Raw genomic sequence first — 16634 nt, forward strand, 5'->3', positions numbered from 1 at the left:
AGAATTAGAAATTAAATTGTTTTAAGCCTTATTATGAAATATTATTTAACAGTATTGTCTCTCGTATTTTTTATGACTTCCAGCGCATTTTCGCAAGAAAAAGTGGTGAAGTATAAAGTATCGAGCGGTGAGACGATTAATCAGATTGCACAAAAATTTAAGGTAACGCCTTATGATATCTATCAGCTCAATCCAGATGCAAGAACGGGATTGGTGCCCAATTCTGTGCTGTTGATTCCGACAAAAACAGGAGAAGCAAAAAAAGAAGTTTCTGAAACTAAAACTGTAGTGGCTTCAGGAAAAGAGATTATCCATGAAGTGCAACCAAAGGAAACTTTTTATAGTATCGAGAAAAAATACGGAATTTCAGATGAAGCTTTAAAAGCTGCAAATCCGTTTTTGGAAAAAACTGGTGTTCAAATCGGACAAAAATTGGTTATTCCAGCAAAAGGATCTGCTCCAAAAGCAGCGGCAGCAAAACCTGCTAAAGAAAAAGGTGCTGAAAAATATGTTTATCATGATGTTCAGCCAAAAGAAACAAAATTTGGTATTGCAAAACAGTATAATATTACGGTTGACGAATTGGAAAAACGCAATCCAGATATTGTGAACAGCTTGCCAGTTGGTTACAGATTGACCATAAAAGGAACAGCTCCAAAAACAGAAGCTGCTCCAGTAGAAACGGCAAAAGCTGTAGAAAATAAAAAGCCTGCGGAAACATCTAAAAAAGCGGTGACTTATATGGAATATCAGGTTAAACCAAAGGAAACTTTTTATAGTTTAGGAAGGGTTTTTCATCTGTCGCAAGAAGAACTAGTGGCATTGAATCCGTCACTTTCTGAAGGTGTAAAAGAAGGAATGGTTTTGAAAGTTCCAACAGGATATGTGGCTCCAGCACCAATTGTTGCTGCACAAGTGCCAGATAAACCTGCTGATTCTTCAGTGTATAAACCAGTTGAAAATACTGGCGGTGGAATTAAAATTGTCGATAAAGTAAAATCGACTGAAAACGAAAACGTAGAAATTGTTGAGTTGACCAAAAAGAAAGGGCTTAACGAGCGTAAAAAAGTAGTTTTATTGCTTCCTTTTAATTTGGCTAAAGTACAAAGCGATACTTCTGGAACAGCTAACAGAATTAAAAACGACAAGTTCTTAAACATGACTTTAGATTTTTATGCTGGAGCTATGATGGCGATTGATTCTGCAAAAACATTAAAGCTTCCAATTGATGTCGCTATTTACGATTCTCAGGAAACTAAAACAACTTCTAATGTTGTAGGTTTAACTCCGAAACTTCAAGATGCAGATGCTGTAATTGGACCATTTTACCAAAGTAATGCAGAAACTACAGCAAACATGCTACGTTCATATGACGTTCCAGTAATTTCTCCTTTATCAAAAGATAGTGCAAATCCGATTGACAATTTATATCAAACTATACCTTCAAATGACGTGATTAGAAATTCGGTTTTTGATTATATGCGTTCTAAAAACGGGAATATTGTAGCGGTAGTAGATAAGAAAAAGGAGTCGGTTATTAATTATATCAGACAAAACCAAAAAGGAGTTGCATTTGCAACTTTAACCGAAACAGGTGGTTTGGATGTGGCTAATTTAAAAAGCTTGTTGATGCCAAATCGAATGAATTATGTTGTGATGGAAACCGGTAATACAGCGATGGTTAAAGCTACAATTAAAGCATTGCTTGATTCTCAGAAAACATGTCAGGTTCAATTGGTGATTTTAGAGCCAAACAGCACATTGGATACAGATGAAATTAGTTTTGATAATTTGATAAAATTGAAATTAATGTATCCTTCTGTAACGCGCGAAAGTGACGAACAGCCAGTTTTAATTTATGAAAAACAATTTCGTTTGAAAAACAAAGCAAATCCAACAACTTATGCAACTAGAGGATTTGATGTAACTTTTGACACGATGATGCGTTTATCTCAAGGAAAAACATTTCAAGAAACAGCTGATTTGATGACGACTCAGCAAGTAGACAATAAATTTCAATATTATAGAAAAGAAGATGGCGGACACGCTAATAAAGGTGTTTACATCTTATATTATGATAGTGACTTAACTTTAAAAGTAGCAAATTAATGACATCAAAAGTAACCTATTTAGGAGATTTAAGAACAGGTTCAATTCACGTGCAATCAGGAAGCGAAATCATTTCTGACGCACCATTAGATAATAACGGAAAAGGTGAGGCATTTTCTCCAACAGATACTGTAGCAAACGCATTAGCAAGCTGCATGATGACCATTATGGGAATTAAAGCCCGTGATTTGGAAGTAGATTTTGTTGGTTCCACAGCTGAAGTAACTAAAATTATGAATGCAGAACCAAGAAGAATTGGAGCAATCGAAATTGTATTTCAAATGAAAAGTAATGCTGATGAAAAAAGCAAAACGATTTTGGAACGTGCTGCAATGACTTGCCCAGTATTTCTAAGTTTAAGCAGTGAAATAGAAAAGAGAATTACTTTCAATTGGAATTAATTTTTTTATCAAAAAATAAGAAAAGCCATCTGAGAAAATCAGGTGGCTTTTTTTGTTTTATGAATGGTGTAAAAATGGAACAAGAGAGCAACATCTACTTTGCCCTCTTGTCCCTCTTTAACTAACCAATATATTTATTCTGAAAACTCTAATTTTTTAAGTTTATTCCAGCCTCCACGCGTAAAATCTGGAATTTCAACAGGAGCAGAATTATGATCTAATGAAATTTCGGTTAATGGACCAAGACAAGACCATTCGGCTAAATCGTATACGTCCATATCCAGAGGAAGTCCCTTTTGCAGACAGTGAATTAAACGATAATCCATAATAAAATCCATTCCGCCGTGACCGCCTACTTTTTTGGCTTGTTCTTCGATTCCTTTAGCAATTGGATGTTTGTATTTTTCCATTAATGCTTTTTTCACTTCTTCAGGAACAAAAGAGTGCGCACTTAATTTTTCGTGATTTGGTTTTACATCGTCACCTAACTCTTTTCCGTCCAATGCATAACCTTCAAGCGGATATTTATTGGCAAATCCTTTTGTCCCGCTCAATTGATACATTCTGCTGTACGGGCGAGGAGAAGTCACATCGTGCTGAATCTGAATTGTTTTTCCATTTTCGGTACGAATCATCGTCATGGTATGATCACCGTTTCTAAAATCTTTAATTTCCTTTCCTGATTTTTCTTTAATGTAAGCAGGATTTCCCACGGCTTTTGTATCCATAGAAACCAAGAAATTCATTTTGTCACCGCGATGAATGTTTAGTGCCTGACACGCAGGCCCCATACCGTGTGTCGCATAAACATCGCCGCGGTGTTTGATATTGTAATCCATTCTCCAGTTATTCCAGTATTCTCCCCAAAAAGGCTGTAAACCGTGAATATAAGAACCTTCAGCATGAAGAATTTCTCCAAAAAGACCTTGCTGAGCCATGTTTAAAGTAGTCAGTTCGAAGAAATCGTAAACGCAGTTTTCCAATTGCATACAGTGCTTTCTAGTTTTTTCTGAAGTATCAATCAATTCCCAGATTTCTGTCATGGTTAAAGCGCCAGGAACTTCAATCGCAACGTGTTTTCCGTCTTTCATGGCTTGAACTCCGATAGAAGCATGGTGGAGCCAGTCTGTAGCTACATAAACTAAATCTACGTTTGGCAAAGCCGTTACTTTTCTCCAAGCATTTTCATCACCATAGAATTCCTGTGCTTTTGGGAAACCTGCTTTCGTTAAAATCTCATTTGATTTTGCAGTATTTTCTTGAGTCATGTCGCACAAAGCCACAATTTCCACACCCTGAATATGTGTCATACGTTCGACCGCTCCAGGACCGCGCATCCCAAGTCCGATGAAAGCAACACGAACGGTTGGAATCGGATCTGCTGCCATTCTCAACACATCTTGCTGTCCTTTTGCACGTGCAGGAGTTTTGGTCTTAATCATTTGTGCCGATGCAATTGTCCATCCGAACAAAAGAAAAAGAGCTATAGTTGATTTAAAAAAGGTAGTTTTCATAAGTGATATTTTAGTGGTAATTTATTCTAAAAGTAACCTCTCTAATGAACCAAATTAGAGAGGTTTTCAAAAACAAAACAATCCAAGGACTTTTATAATTATTTTTGACTACTAAATCTTTTCATTAATGGCGTTACATGTTTTTGGGTATCGTCATCTAATGAAGCCAATGCCTTATCTGCTTCGGCTGGTGCATATTTTGTTAATCCTGCTAATCCTGCAGCAATTACGTTGTATGATTGTTCTTTAATGCTTTCTTCCATTAACGTTTTGTAAGAAGTATCTCCAGTAGAAGCCAATTTTACAATAGCATTTGCTCTGGCAATGGTCTTTTTGTCGTTTTTGGCAATGTCAAGCAGTGATTTTAAAACCTGATCTTTGGTTTGTTTTTCATTTAAATCAATTGCTTTGATGCTCAACACTCTTAAGTCTTCTTGGGGATCTTTTAAACCTTCCAATAAAATAAGTTGTGACTCCTGACTTCTGTCTTTTGAAGCAAATTTTATAGCTTCAATTCGGTTATAATACGATGGCGCATTTTTATATTGAAAAAGATAATCAGCAGCCGTTTTTTTATCTACATTAACTTCACCAACTAGAATTTTATCCGGATCTAAATCTATAAATTCTGGTTTTGAAGGAAGATCAAAACTGAAACTTTGCGTTCTTTTATCAATTAAAATATCCTTTCTTATTTTAGTTCCGTTTACGTAAAAATCAACTTTTAAAGGCAGTGTAAAGGTTTGCACAGCACTATCCTGAGATTGACTTATTGTAATGGTAATTTTTCCGTTAGCATATTTGTAAATCACATCCAGAATCGGACTTCCAGCATTATAATACCACTGATCAAAATAAGGCAGCCAGTCTTTTCCAGTCACTTCTTCCATCGATAAACGCAGCTGATGCGGTTCTCCAGATTTATAAGCGTTTGTGGTTAAATAATGATTTAGTCCTTTAAAAAAAGCTTCGTCACCCATTTGGTTTTTCATGGCATACAAAATAATCGAACCTTTCGAATAGCTGATATTATCAAACATATCGTCTGCGTTTCTGTAATGAAAACGGGCTAAAATAGGGCTGTCACCATTTTTTTGTGAGCGTAAATAATTCTGTAATTTTTCATAACGAGATCTGTCTTCAGCATCTTGTCCAGCATCGTGACCGTGCCAAAGAACTTCTCCAAAAGTAGCAAACGATTCATTCATTGTTAAATTTGACCAAGATTCAGCCGTTACATAATCTCCAAACCATTGGTGAAAAAGCTCATGAGCAATGGTACTTTCTTGATTATCATCTAATAATTCTCGTTCTGTTTTCTGAACATATTCACCATGAACTGTCGCAGAAGTATTTTCCATAGCACCTCCAAAATAGTCTTTCACCACAATTTGCGCATATTTTGCCCATGGATATTCTACACCAAGCATTTTGCTGTAAAAATTCATCATATCTGGCGTTTTGTAAAAAATCTGTTTGGCATATGGCGCATATTTTGGCTCTAAATAATAGCTGACTTCTTTACCGTTATAAGAATCTTTATAGATTTTAAAATCACCAACGGCCATCATAAATAAATAAGGCGCATTTGGCTGTTCCATTTTCCAGATATCAGTTCTGGTTCCATCTTTATTTACTTTTTGGGAAGCTAATTTGCCGTTTGAAAGCGTGGTATATTTTGCCTCAACTGTCATTGCAATTTCAGAAGTTGTTTTCTGATTTGGTTTGTCAATTGTCGGGAACCAGCAAGAAGAAGCTTCCGTCTCGCCTTGCGTCCATATTTGTGTTGGTTTGTCACCTTTTCCATCAGTATTAATGAAATACAATCCGTTTGAATTGGTAATCGATTCGCCAGCTTTGCTTTTCAGTTCTGCTGGTTTTGCTGTGTAATTAATAAAAATCGTATACTTTTCGGTTCTTTTGTATTTTCTGTTTAAAGCGATAGAAAGTTCTTCGTTATCGTATTTGTATTGTAACGGAATGCTTTTTTTACCATCAATAATAGCGATTTCTTTAAAATCCATTCCTTTTGCATCCAATTTAAGCGAATCGGTTTCGTAAAAATGCGGTTTTAAAGTAATCCATTCTTTTCCGTACAAATAGCGTTTTCCGTAATCGAATGAAACTTCTAGTTTGGTATGAATTAAATCATGTGTTTTTAAAGGAGTAGCGCGATAAATGGATAATTCATCTGCCTTTTCTGTTTTGTTTTGTGCCTCTATTTTTGGTGCCATCAAAAGGACAAGACCAAAAAAAGTATATTTTAAAAAATGGTTTTTCATTTTTATTGTTTTAGAAAGTTCTTTACAGTTTTTCGATAATTCTAACTTCGCCGTCTTTTTCATCTTCACTTAAAATATTCGATTGTTTTTTGGTGTAAGACAATAAAGTCCATTGTACTATTTTATTTGTCGGATATAAATTGGCCTGATTTTTAATCCATTTTTCAGCCTCTTGCGCAGAAGAAGTTTTTTCTATTGCCCAAGCCGAAACCAATTGATTTGCCGGAAGGAAATTCATAACCGTATTATCAATCACAGGACGGAAAGCGACAATTTTTTCCAAAGATTTAGAAGCCATTTCTTTGTTTCCTAAATTGGTATAACATTCATAATCCAGCCAATTTTCTAGTCTTTCATCAATATTTTCGTCATACGGTTTTCCTACACCTAAATTCTCTGGAAACAGTTTGGCATCGGCAATAAATTGTAATGCTTTTTTGTACTGCTTGTTTTTGATTTCTGCTAAAGCCTGCATCAATTTAGCTTCGTGATACAATTGTCTCCCTGCGGTTGCGCCTTCAAACGGAAGGATTTGCAATTTGGTTAAAAATGCATCGGCTTCGCGATATTTTTTATTCAGCAGTAAAGTTTTAGCGTAAAGCATTCCAATTAAATAATTGTCTTGATGTTTTTTATAGAAAGATTCCGCCGTTGTAAGCGCTTTGTCAAATTGTTTTTGAGCAATATAATGTTCTGCAAGCATTTTATGGTATCTCCAGCCTTGCGGATCCAATTTTATAGCTTGCTGAAGACTTGCTAACACTATTGAAGCATCATCTTTGAATAAAGAAGCTTTTGCTCCATAAAACGCAGGATCATTTGGTTTTGAACCGCATTCTGAAAACAATCTTTTAGCTTCTGAAATACTGTTACGATTCCATTCAATTAAACCTAAATGATATTTCAATTGGTATTGATCATTTGTTTTAATTAATGATTTTAAAATTTCAGCTGTTTCATTTCTAAAAGGAAAAGTTCCAGGTTTGATTTTGCTTACATCAACAGGTTTGTTTTCTAAAAAGGCTTTCCAATAAATAATTTCGGCACTTGGTTCTGCAATAGAAAACACTTTTAAAGCTTCTTCTTTTCGGCTTATATTATTGTACCAAATTCCTAATTCAAGAAAAGTCTGTTCTGGCATTTCGTTTTGTATAGCAGCAACAAAAGCATTTTTTGAATCGTTTGAATTGTTCAAAAGGTATTTTTCAAAATCAGCAAAATGATTCAGCGGATCCAATTTTGTAATCGTTTTTAAAACTGAATTTGCTTTATCTGAATTATTTTGAAGACGATATAAAACCGCTAAAACCTGTAAACCTTCTATATTGTATTGATTGTATACTAAGCTTTTTTCAGCATATTCAATAGCTTTTGGCAGATCATTTTCGGCTAAATAAATTTTGCTTAAAGCAGTATAAGCTGGACTTCTAAATTCAACACTTGCCGCAGCAATATCAAAACCATCTTTTGCATCAATAGTATTTCCTAAATGAAAGTTTGCCAAAGCATAAAAATAATTTCCAGCAGGATCGTAAGTATCTATTGCTAAAGCTTTGCTTGCCGAATTTACAGCTGCTTTGTAATCTAATTTTCTGATTTGCAGAGAAGCCAATGCAGAAAGAGCAGGAGCAAAGTTTGGATCTAATTTTAAACAAGCATTCAATTTATCTTCAGCTAGAACATAATCTTTAAAACTGATATAGTTTTTTCCTTGCTGATACAATCCGTAAACCGAATTATGATCAAAATCTTTTGGTATTTCTAGAGGGCGATTGATGTTTCCATCTTCTGGAGCAGAATTCCAAACCAGTTTATTGCCGCCTAAAACAAATTTCAATTTATTAGAATCGACTTTTACCTGAATAGAATCTTTAAAAGTTTGCATCGTATTCAGAGCAATATCTTTAGAATATACTTTTTTATCGTCTTCAAAAACTTCAATTTTTTCGTTTAATTTTTGAAGTGGAGAAAAATAGATTTTCAGCCAGCCGTTTTCGTTTTTAATATTAACTGAACCATAATTGTTTGCTTTTACAAAACCTTTTGTTTGTTTAACAGGAAACCAATATTCAGTCCAAGTATCCGTTTGATATGGTGCGAATGAACGTTGTTTGAAAGGAGTAAGATTACTGCCTTCGCTAGCCTGATTAAACAATCTTCCGCTTTGTACTTCTAAATATTGTCCGTCAGTATCGGATAATAGTTTTTCCCAAATCATTCCTTGCTGGGACAATCCCCAAATCCAGATTTTTTTACCCGGCTTATCGTCGTGATTGCCGTATCTTCCCATTCCGAAATCTTCGTCATGATAATATCCGCCAAAGAAATCATCATATTTCCCGAATACGTGATACGATTTGTAACCGCCAAAATTATTGTTTTTATAGAAAGATAAATCTTTACCGTTTTCCTTATCTAGTGGCCACGAATGGTAATCTCCGTTATGACCAATGTAAGTCTGTCCTGGATAAATAAACTGCAGATTTTCGGCAGCTTTTATTCCCGTATTCATCCAAGTATAATAAGGCTGTTCGAATTCGGTTGTGTTAGACCAAAACGAATTTGTGGTAAAATAGGCTTTGTCTTTCGGTAGATTGATATCTAATTTCCAAGAAGTTCTAGTTAATAAATCTAAAACTCCAATTACACAGCTAATGCTTCCGTCTTCTCGGTTTATGATTTTATAATCGACAGGAGTGGCGCAGTTTGGCGTGTGGCCGATAATTCCGTAATTGCCTTCAACACCGCCGCTTGTCCACGGTCCGCGCATGGCAATGTCTCTAAATTTTACAACGTGATTATTGTAAACAATGTCTTTTCCTGTAGATTTTTCTATAGCCGACCAGACTTTTCCGCCAATTTCTGGCAAAATCATCAGTTTAATATAATCGTTTTCAATTTCGATTACTTTCCATTCTTTCTGAACGGGTTTATCGGTAAAACCATCAAAACGGAAATACGGATAAAACTTGTTATCTGGTTTCGGAATCGGATCGGGATCTGAGAACGGATATGTCGTAAATACTTTTTTGTATTCTTTTATAGTGGGTTTGTTTTGTGCTGAGACAAAGAGGCTTCCAAGGAGTAAAAAGGATAGTAATGGTCTAAATTTCATGATGGAGAGCTAGTTTTTTTGTGGTTATTTTTTTTGCCACTCCCGATAGCTATCGGGATTCACAGATTTAAATGATTTTTTTAATCTGTGTGTAATACAAATTAATCTGTGTAATCTGTGGCATTAAATTTTAGTTGTATTTACTTCACAATCAATAACCATCCTTTTCCTTTAGGAACAGTTATTTCGTCTTTTGTTGTGAATGTTTTTGCAGGCTGGAAATTGGTAACTTCTGGAGCACTAATAGTTGCTTTTGCAGGATTGATTCCTAGTTTTTTCCAGTCAATATTTAGTTTTACATTTACATCAGCATCTGCCCAGTTTGCAATTGAAATTAAAGCCGTTCCGTTCTTTTTGTAAACTGTTGCCAAAACTTTATCGTTGTTTGTTTTTACAGGACAGTTTTCGCTCCAATATCCAATCATTTCAGAACCTTTAATTCCGAAAGAATCCCAAACTTTCCAGATGTTTCTTGGGTCAGCGCCGTCGCTCCAAGGCAATCTGTTTGTCATTCCATAAACCATTCCTCTCCAAGGATTTCCTCCATCTTGAAGCATTTCTCCCATTAGTCCAAACGGAATTCCGCTTACCTCAGTCAAGAAAAAGTCTGGCTGATTTTTCTCGTAATCAAAATATTCTCCAAACCATAATTTATTGATGTACGGGAAGTGCTCCATGTATAAGTTGGCACTGTTATTAAATCCGTCGCTTTTGTTATATTGATTCGCACTATGCAAATCGATAATTCCAGGGTGGCCATCTTTAGTTAAAACTCTTTTGATACGTTTCATTGTGATTCTGTCAAAAGCAACGTCATCTAAATAAATTCCGTCGATTCCCACGTTTTGAGTTAGCCAATTCATTCCTTCCACATAATAATTATGCCAACGATTCATACCGCTATTTACGATTGCAGCATCTTTAATTTCAGGAACAAACCAAGCAGCGATATAATCATCGCCAACGTGTTCTTGCAACCAAGAGAATCCGCCACCTTTTCCTGGAGAATAGATTTCGTGCCCTAAACTTCTAAGAGCGAAAGTCTCATAAGCTTTGTTAGAAACCTCTCTAACCGTATTGTATATTTTTACTTTTAATCCTTTTTCATGTGCTTCATCGATATACGTTTTCATCTTTTTAAATTCGATAAAAGGATAATTGATATACGGATTGATTGCGTTTGCGTGGTGAATATTGATTACTGTTGCGCCAGTTTTAGCAATAGAATCGATTGGGCTGTATTTGTGATAAAACTTTGTATCCCATTGAAAATCGGTATTTATGGTGTGGAATGGCGTAATTAATAAGTTGAAGTTATAGAACAAAACATCGCCTTTTTTCATTGTTCTAGCACCGCTGTACGCATTTACTAGAACCGATTTTTGATTTGGTATAATCGTAATTCCTCCTTTGTTTTCGTTACCCCAAGAAGTTGGCAATAACAAAGGTTTTTGCAAATAGAAATTCGTGTTTAATGGACGGCTGTATTTTTCGTCTCTCAAAGAAAACTGCAATCCAGAGTTTACTGCACCAATCCAAGCGCCGTCTTGATTTTTATGCGCAACATCCCATTTCCAATCGAAAGTTGCTGGGCGATCGCCACCTTTTTGACCTAATCCCATCATATATTTTGCAGATGTTGGCTGTATTGGCATTTGGAAATTAATGTCGTTAAATGATACATCTTCAAGAGCCGTAACTTTTACAATATAATGTACAAAACCGTCAAATTCAACAGAAGCGTTAACATCCATTTGAACTGATTTTGAAGTCGAAGTGCTTTCCCAAGAAACCGTTCCAGCTTCTTTTTTAGTAAATTTTACAGCGCTGTTTTTCCATTGCGCTTCTTTTCCTGATGCATCAACAAAATGAAAATCGATTGGAGAACTTAAAATATCATTTGCTTTTGTTGTTACAGAAGTCATTTCTGGAGTAAAGTAGGTCTGAATTTGCGCTGGGAATCCGTTTGGTGCTAAAACCAGTTTTCTTCCTAGTAAAGCAATTTCAGAATTGTTTACCGTTAATGGAGTATAAGGAGCAATAACCGTATTTTCTTGAGCTAAAGTTGAGTTTAACCATTTTAGACGCGTCATTTTTTCAGGACTGTCGATGCCTCCGTTTTTTGTAATTTCATTAGAAACTGTAATTTGAAGACTGATTTCTTTTGATTTTCCGTCAGCAATAACAGTTGCTTTTCCGTTGTAAGTTCCAGCAGCAGCAGTTTGCGGAACATCGATACCGCACCACATTGCTTGAATTTTTCCTTTTGAAACTGAAACGGTATTGGTGAAAGGATTGCCATCATATTTTGTTCCGTCCGTGTTGATACAGCTAATGTCTTTGGCTTCTATTGTTGCTCCGGTTGTGCTTACTAAGTTGGTAAAAGATACTTTTACATTTTTTAAATCTTCAAGAGCATAAACCCCTAATTGAAAAGCTAAATATTCGCCTTTCATTGCCGTATCAGAAAAACTGTTTTGAACGCCTTTCTGAATCCATCTTTGTGGTAAATCTGATTTTAATTTAATAGAATGTTCTCTGTCTTCTGGGAAAACCAAGAAAGAGTTTCCGCTGTTTTTTGCCACAAGAGCAGAAGTTTCAGAAGCTGTAGCAATTACTTCCATTGGGTAAAAACTATTGAAAGCATTTATGCTCTGAATTTCTGTTACAGCAGCATTGTCTTTTAAGTTTGCTTTTACATTAGAAAGCCATTTTGCATCGGCTTTGTTTTCTGGCTTCTGATAAATTCCTTTCGGATAATTTGCAGTTCCTTCATCAACATAAGGCATATAATAAACGTAGTATGTTCCCTTTCCAGAAATGGGTTCAAAGAAAATAGTTCCGTTTTCTCTATTGATATTTTCGGTTTTTATGTTCTGAATTTCTTTTCCAGACGCATCCTGAACGATAATTTTTTTAAGTTCCGGATTTGTATCTCTTCTACGCCATTCGATCGTTGTTTTAGCAACATTTCCTGAGCCAGAAAAAGCAACTACAGCACGGTGATTTCCTAATTGATTCGGATTCCAGCTGTCATTTCCGTCTGAATATTTAATTTGTGCAGTTAGAGGAATGCTGATCGTGATAAAACACATTATCAATATTCTGCTTAAAAGCGTTGTTTTGTTTAGGTTTAGTTTCATTGTATAATCAGGTTAAATAGTATATTTTGAGTTTAGTAAACGGCTTTCCATCCTTGTTTTTTCCAATAAGCTATAATAGGTTTGTAAGGTCCATATTTATGCTGTTCTTCAGAGAAATTATCGTTAAACGGACTGTGCGCATAATCGATAGGTTTGCCCATTTTATCCGGATAATCAAATGTTTTAGGATTTGGTCTGGTATGAATTTTATCATCATTTACATAAGCTGCAATGTCCAGTGCTTGCTTGTCTGTAAGATATGGTTTTCCAAGCAGTACTTTATCATAAGGCATATTGCTTTTTAACCATTGCGCTTGTTTGATTACACGGTGCATGCTTGAACCTGGCTGATAACCGTATTGTCCCCAAAGTGGAGGATAGGTGTAACCCGATTTGTCGGCATTGTAAACTCCTTCACCATTGTTTCCGTGGCATCTTGCGCAGTTTTCGGCAAATAAAACTTTTCCTCTTTCTGGGCTTGCAGCAACATCTGGAAATTCGATTTCTAAATTTTTAGCTCCTTTAAAATTGCCATCTTTTGGTACAAATTTGCTAATCCATTTAAAATAAGATAGATAGGCGACCATTTCTTTGCTATCCAACGGAAGCGGTTTTCCAGAATGCGGGCGCATAATGCAGTTATTAACTCTTTCTGCTAGTGTAAGCACCTTGTTTTCGCGCCCGCGATATTGTGGATAATTATCATGTGAAGACATCAAATTGAATGCATGAGGTTTTGTACCAGCATCTTGGTGGCAATTGGTGCAGTTCATTTTATTGCCTAAATATTGTCCGTTTTTTCCGTTTGGCCCAATGTAATAAGCCGTTTTTATCATTAATTCTCTTCCATAACGAACCGATTCTCCAAATTGATCGTCAGGAATTTTAGAGGTGTCGATTGTGATATAGCCTTCATCTTCTTCTCCTTCTTCGGTTGTTTTTGAAGCCAAAGTTTGAGAATTTGATTTGGTACAGGAATTGAAAACAGCCATTGATAATGCTGAAAAAAGTCCGATAAGAATTGTTTTTTTCATGGTTACTATTTTTTAATTTAGAAGAAAAGGTTTCAGTTTTTCTTCAGGAATAAAGATGGTTCTGTATGGCGGAATTTCAGATTCTAAAGCCCATAACAGAACTCCTTTTTTATTGGTTAAAACGGTAATGTGTCTTTTTGAACAACAAACTAAAAAGAGGTCTTTATTGATCATATAAGCACTTCCCATTCTGTCGTTGTATATATCTTTTGGTAATTTGATATGAAAATCAAGTTTTACATCATTATTTTTTTCATCCACTTTTAAGGCAAAAACAGAAGATTGTTTGATATCGACACCATTATCAAAAAACAGTAAACTACCGTTTTGATCAATATGTGCAGCATGCGCTTGAGAGAAATTGGTATCTGGAGCCATTTTCATTGTGCCGTCTTTTCCTAATTTCCAGATTACTTTTCCTGTTTTAGAATTGATTTTCCAAATCTGACCGTTATTATAGAATGAGATTAAGAAATTTCCATCTTTATCATAGCTCAAACTATTGGCATGCGTCCAGTCCTTTTTGTTTTTTAGTAAATCTTTATCTTTAAACGGATCTAAGTCGTCAAAAACACTCCATTTCCAAAGTTGTTTTCCTTTTTTGTTTAAGATAATAATTCCGTCTCCGTTGATGGTATCTTGTTTTTTTCCTCCAATAGAAGTTAAATCGATTATTTTTTGCTCGACAGTTAAAGCGACAATTTCGTCAGCCGATTTTTTTATGATTTCGTGATGAAGAACCTGCTTCAAATCGCCTTGTCCTTTTTTGATGTGGGTTAAAGTATCGCCTTGAAGATTGATTTCTAGAATTTCGCTTCCGTAGCTTGTTGGTTCATCATTTGTGCCTAAAATAGAAAGAATGGTTTGCTCTTTTGTAAAATGAGTTACTTTAAATCCAGTTCCTTCAAGTGTATGGTACCATCTTAAATTTCCTTTATAATCTACAATATAAGCCGTTCCAGGAGTTTCTCTTTTGGCTAAAAGCAAAAAGCCTTTTTTGAAATTTTCTGGCAATAATTCTGGTTTCGGACAATTGGCTTTGAATTGTTTCTGCAGCCATTCTGGAAGTTTTCTAGATTTAAAAGTATAAACTTTACTGGTTTGTTTATTACCGTTTTGAACCGTTATTAATTGAAAACTATAATTGGTTTCAGGAGTTATGTTGCAAAGTACCAACGAGTGTTTAAGGCCAGATTTTGAAATAGGAGAGATTGTTTTACTTTGATTCCCTTTTTTGTCCGACCAATATTCTGCATATACCTGTGCTTGGTCATTCGTAATAACATCGATCTGAATTTTCAATTCGTTGTTGCCATGAGTGCCAATATTGATATTGGAGATAATTTGGTTGTTAGAACAACTTGCTAAGGCCAGCAGAACTAAAATAAAACTTCCGTATTGTATTAATTTTTTGATCATCTGAAAAGCTTCTTTTGTGAAACAGAAAAGTACTTTTATTGTTATAAAAAATCAAGAACAGGCAGACATTTAACTGTCTGTTCTTGATTTAGATATTCTTTATTGTCTGTCGGCGTTGCTTAAGTTCGGATTAAGGTCTACCTGACTTTGCGGATAGGTGTAATATTTGTTTTGCGGCATTTTGATTAAAGCGGCCTCACCAACTCTAAGGTGGTATGCATTTACCAAAACATCATATTTGTTCATTCTGATTAGATCTGAACGGCGTTTTCCTTCGTAGAAAAGTTCCCAACCTCTTTCTTGTAAAATAGCATCTCTCAAACTAGTCTGCGTATGATCTGATAAAACTAGAAGTTTAGCATGAGATCTTCCTTTTACTTGGTTAATAAGGTCAATTGCTTCCTGAGTTGGCCCGCTGATTTCGTTTAATGCTTCAGCTCTGCTCAATAAAACATCAGCATAACGAAGTATATTTACACTATGGCCATCATAATAAGTAGTGGTTTCGTCGTCAGCATATTTTTTTGTAGAAACGTCTTGCATGTAGAATTCTCCAGCTGGTGGTTGAGCTCCCAATGAAGGCGCTTGTTTATGAAGAAGACCATCTGTACCCATAAATTCTGGGAAGAAGCATTGTTTTCTTTCATCTTCATCACCAAAAGTGTTGTAGAAATCCCAGTTTACAGTATAATACTGCCATCTGTTCTGAACAACAGGATGATCAACAGGACCAAAGTGGTTTAATAATTCCGTTCCGTTTGTGTTGGCGTCACTCAAAGAAGAGAAGATGTTTTCGCTGCACCATTTGTTACTTTCTTTAAACAAACCTAAGTAAGAAGGATAAAGCTGGTATTCGTTTAAATCCATTACTTGTTTAGTTAGCGTTGCTACTTTTTGCCAGTCGTGACTTCTTAAGTACAATTTAGCCAATAGCGTAAGAGCAGCGCCTTTTGTAGCACGTCCTACATCATTTGTGCCATAAATTTCATTGTTTTTGTAATTAAGAGGAAGAACATCTGCAGCTTCAGTCAATTCTTTAATAATGAAAGCATCAATTTCTTCTACAGAAGATGGCGGAGTTTGTTCTAAATACCCAGGATTTCCAAGGTTGGCTTCGGTAATCAAAATTACTGGCCCCCAAGAATCTGTTAAATCCATGTAAGCAGAACATCTTAAGAATTTAGCTTCTGCAATAAATTGTGCTTTTTCAGCAGCTGTAATACCGCCCATTGGTGTAATGTTGAAAATTGCATTGTTGGCATTGGCAATCAATTTATACATCGCGTTCCAGTCTTCTCTCAAAAGACCGTTTGCAGAATTCCAAGTTCCTAATGATAATTGTCCCGGATCTCCTCCAAATTGGCAATGTCCTAAATCTGTAGCAATATCTGTTAGAGCAAAGTGTCTTGTAGCCCAATACGAGAAGTTATCGCCTACAGATGGTCCTTTTAGCCTTCCATAAATGGAATTGATAGCCGCAATAGCATCCGATTTTGTCTGATACCCATTGGTATTAGTCAAACTGCTATATACCGTAGGATCCAAATCTTGGTTGCAAGAAAATTGTGTCCCAGCGGTAAGTAAAAGTAATAAGATTGTATATTTTTTCATTTTAAT

The 16634-nt window shown here is 35.5% G+C and carries 9 protein-coding genes; 2 read left to right on the forward strand and 7 right to left on the reverse strand.

Annotated features, from left to right (window positions below; all coding sequences use genetic code 11):
• Nucleotides 1–33 precede the first annotated feature (33 nt).
• Nucleotides 34–2109 (forward strand): PBP1 and LysM peptidoglycan-binding domain-containing protein, encoded by a 2076-nt coding sequence (locus QLQ95_RS15725; protein WP_482500549.1) that lies wholly within the window; start codon nucleotides 34–36, stop codon nucleotides 2107–2109.
• Entirely contained in the window at nucleotides 2109–2510 is a 402-nt protein-coding gene (locus tag QLQ95_RS15730) for an OsmC family protein (RefSeq protein WP_320495290.1), read from the forward strand. The genes QLQ95_RS15725 and QLQ95_RS15730 overlap by 1 nt, the downstream gene beginning before the upstream one ends.
• A 134-nt stretch (nucleotides 2511–2644) precedes the next feature.
• Here the strand turns inward: QLQ95_RS15730 and QLQ95_RS15735 are convergent, their stop codons facing one another.
• From QLQ95_RS15735 to QLQ95_RS15765, 7 genes are all read right to left on the reverse strand, one after another.
• Nucleotides 2645–4024 carry a Gfo/Idh/MocA family protein gene (locus QLQ95_RS15735; RefSeq protein WP_482500551.1) on the reverse strand — a complete coding sequence of 460 codons (1380 nt, stop codon included), beginning with the start codon at nucleotides 4022–4024 and terminating at the stop codon, nucleotides 2645–2647.
• A 98-nt stretch (nucleotides 4025–4122) separates the two neighbouring features.
• The gene (locus QLQ95_RS15740) at nucleotides 4123–6306 is read right to left on the reverse strand and encodes a M1 family metallopeptidase (protein WP_482500552.1); all 2184 of its coding nucleotides are present in this window, start codon (nucleotides 6304–6306) and stop codon (nucleotides 4123–4125) included.
• A gap of 22 nt (nucleotides 6307–6328) precedes the next feature.
• Nucleotides 6329–9421: a DUF5107 domain-containing protein gene (locus QLQ95_RS15745; protein ID WP_482500554.1), complete on the reverse strand. Its 3093-nt coding sequence runs from the start codon at nucleotides 9419–9421 to the stop codon at nucleotides 6329–6331.
• A 140-nt stretch (nucleotides 9422–9561) separates the two neighbouring features.
• Entirely contained in the window at nucleotides 9562–12564 is a 3003-nt protein-coding gene (locus QLQ95_RS15750; protein WP_482500556.1) for a glycoside hydrolase domain-containing protein, read from the reverse strand.
• 32 nt (nucleotides 12565–12596) lie between these two features.
• Nucleotides 12597–13598, reverse strand: coding sequence for a c-type cytochrome (locus QLQ95_RS15755; protein WP_428237984.1), 1002 nt, complete (start codon nucleotides 13596–13598; stop codon nucleotides 12597–12599).
• A gap of 12 nt (nucleotides 13599–13610) precedes the next feature.
• On the reverse strand, nucleotides 13611–15017 hold the full coding sequence (locus QLQ95_RS15760) for an aryl-sulfate sulfotransferase (protein WP_482500558.1): 1407 nt from the start codon (nucleotides 15015–15017) through the stop codon (nucleotides 13611–13613).
• Between the two features lie 99 nt (nucleotides 15018–15116).
• Nucleotides 15117–16628, reverse strand: a complete 1512-nt coding sequence (locus tag QLQ95_RS15765; protein ID WP_320495278.1) for a RagB/SusD family nutrient uptake outer membrane protein — start codon at nucleotides 16626–16628, stop codon at nucleotides 15117–15119.
• Nucleotides 16629–16634 lie beyond the last annotated feature (6 nt).

Source organism: Flavobacterium sp. B330r, assembly GCF_056824325.1.

What these genes read in the sequence shown, in the direction of transcription:
- QLQ95_RS15740 (WP_482500552.1), bottom strand. Translation starts at nt 6,306, where the DNA reads ATGAAAAACCATTTTTTAAAATATACTTTTTTTGGTCTTGTCCTTTTG.
- QLQ95_RS15725 (WP_482500549.1), top strand. Translation starts at nt 34, where the DNA reads ATGAAATATTATTTAACAGTATTGTCTCTCGTATTTTTTATGACTTCC.
- QLQ95_RS15730 (WP_320495290.1), top strand. Translation starts at nt 2,109, where the DNA reads ATGACATCAAAAGTAACCTATTTAGGAGATTTAAGAACAGGTTCAATT.
- QLQ95_RS15760 (WP_482500558.1), bottom strand. Translation starts at nt 15,017, where the DNA reads ATGATCAAAAAATTAATACAATACGGAAGTTTTATTTTAGTTCTGCTG.
- QLQ95_RS15755 (WP_428237984.1), bottom strand. Translation starts at nt 13,598, where the DNA reads ATGAAAAAAACAATTCTTATCGGACTTTTTTCAGCATTATCAATGGCT.
- QLQ95_RS15745 (WP_482500554.1), bottom strand. Translation starts at nt 9,421, where the DNA reads ATGAAATTTAGACCATTACTATCCTTTTTACTCCTTGGAAGCCTCTTT.
- QLQ95_RS15750 (WP_482500556.1), bottom strand. Translation starts at nt 12,564, where the DNA reads ATGAAACTAAACCTAAACAAAACAACGCTTTTAAGCAGAATATTGATA.
- QLQ95_RS15765 (WP_320495278.1), bottom strand. Translation starts at nt 16,628, where the DNA reads ATGAAAAAATATACAATCTTATTACTTTTACTTACCGCTGGGACACAA.
- QLQ95_RS15735 (WP_482500551.1), bottom strand. Translation starts at nt 4,024, where the DNA reads ATGAAAACTACCTTTTTTAAATCAACTATAGCTCTTTTTCTTTTGTTC.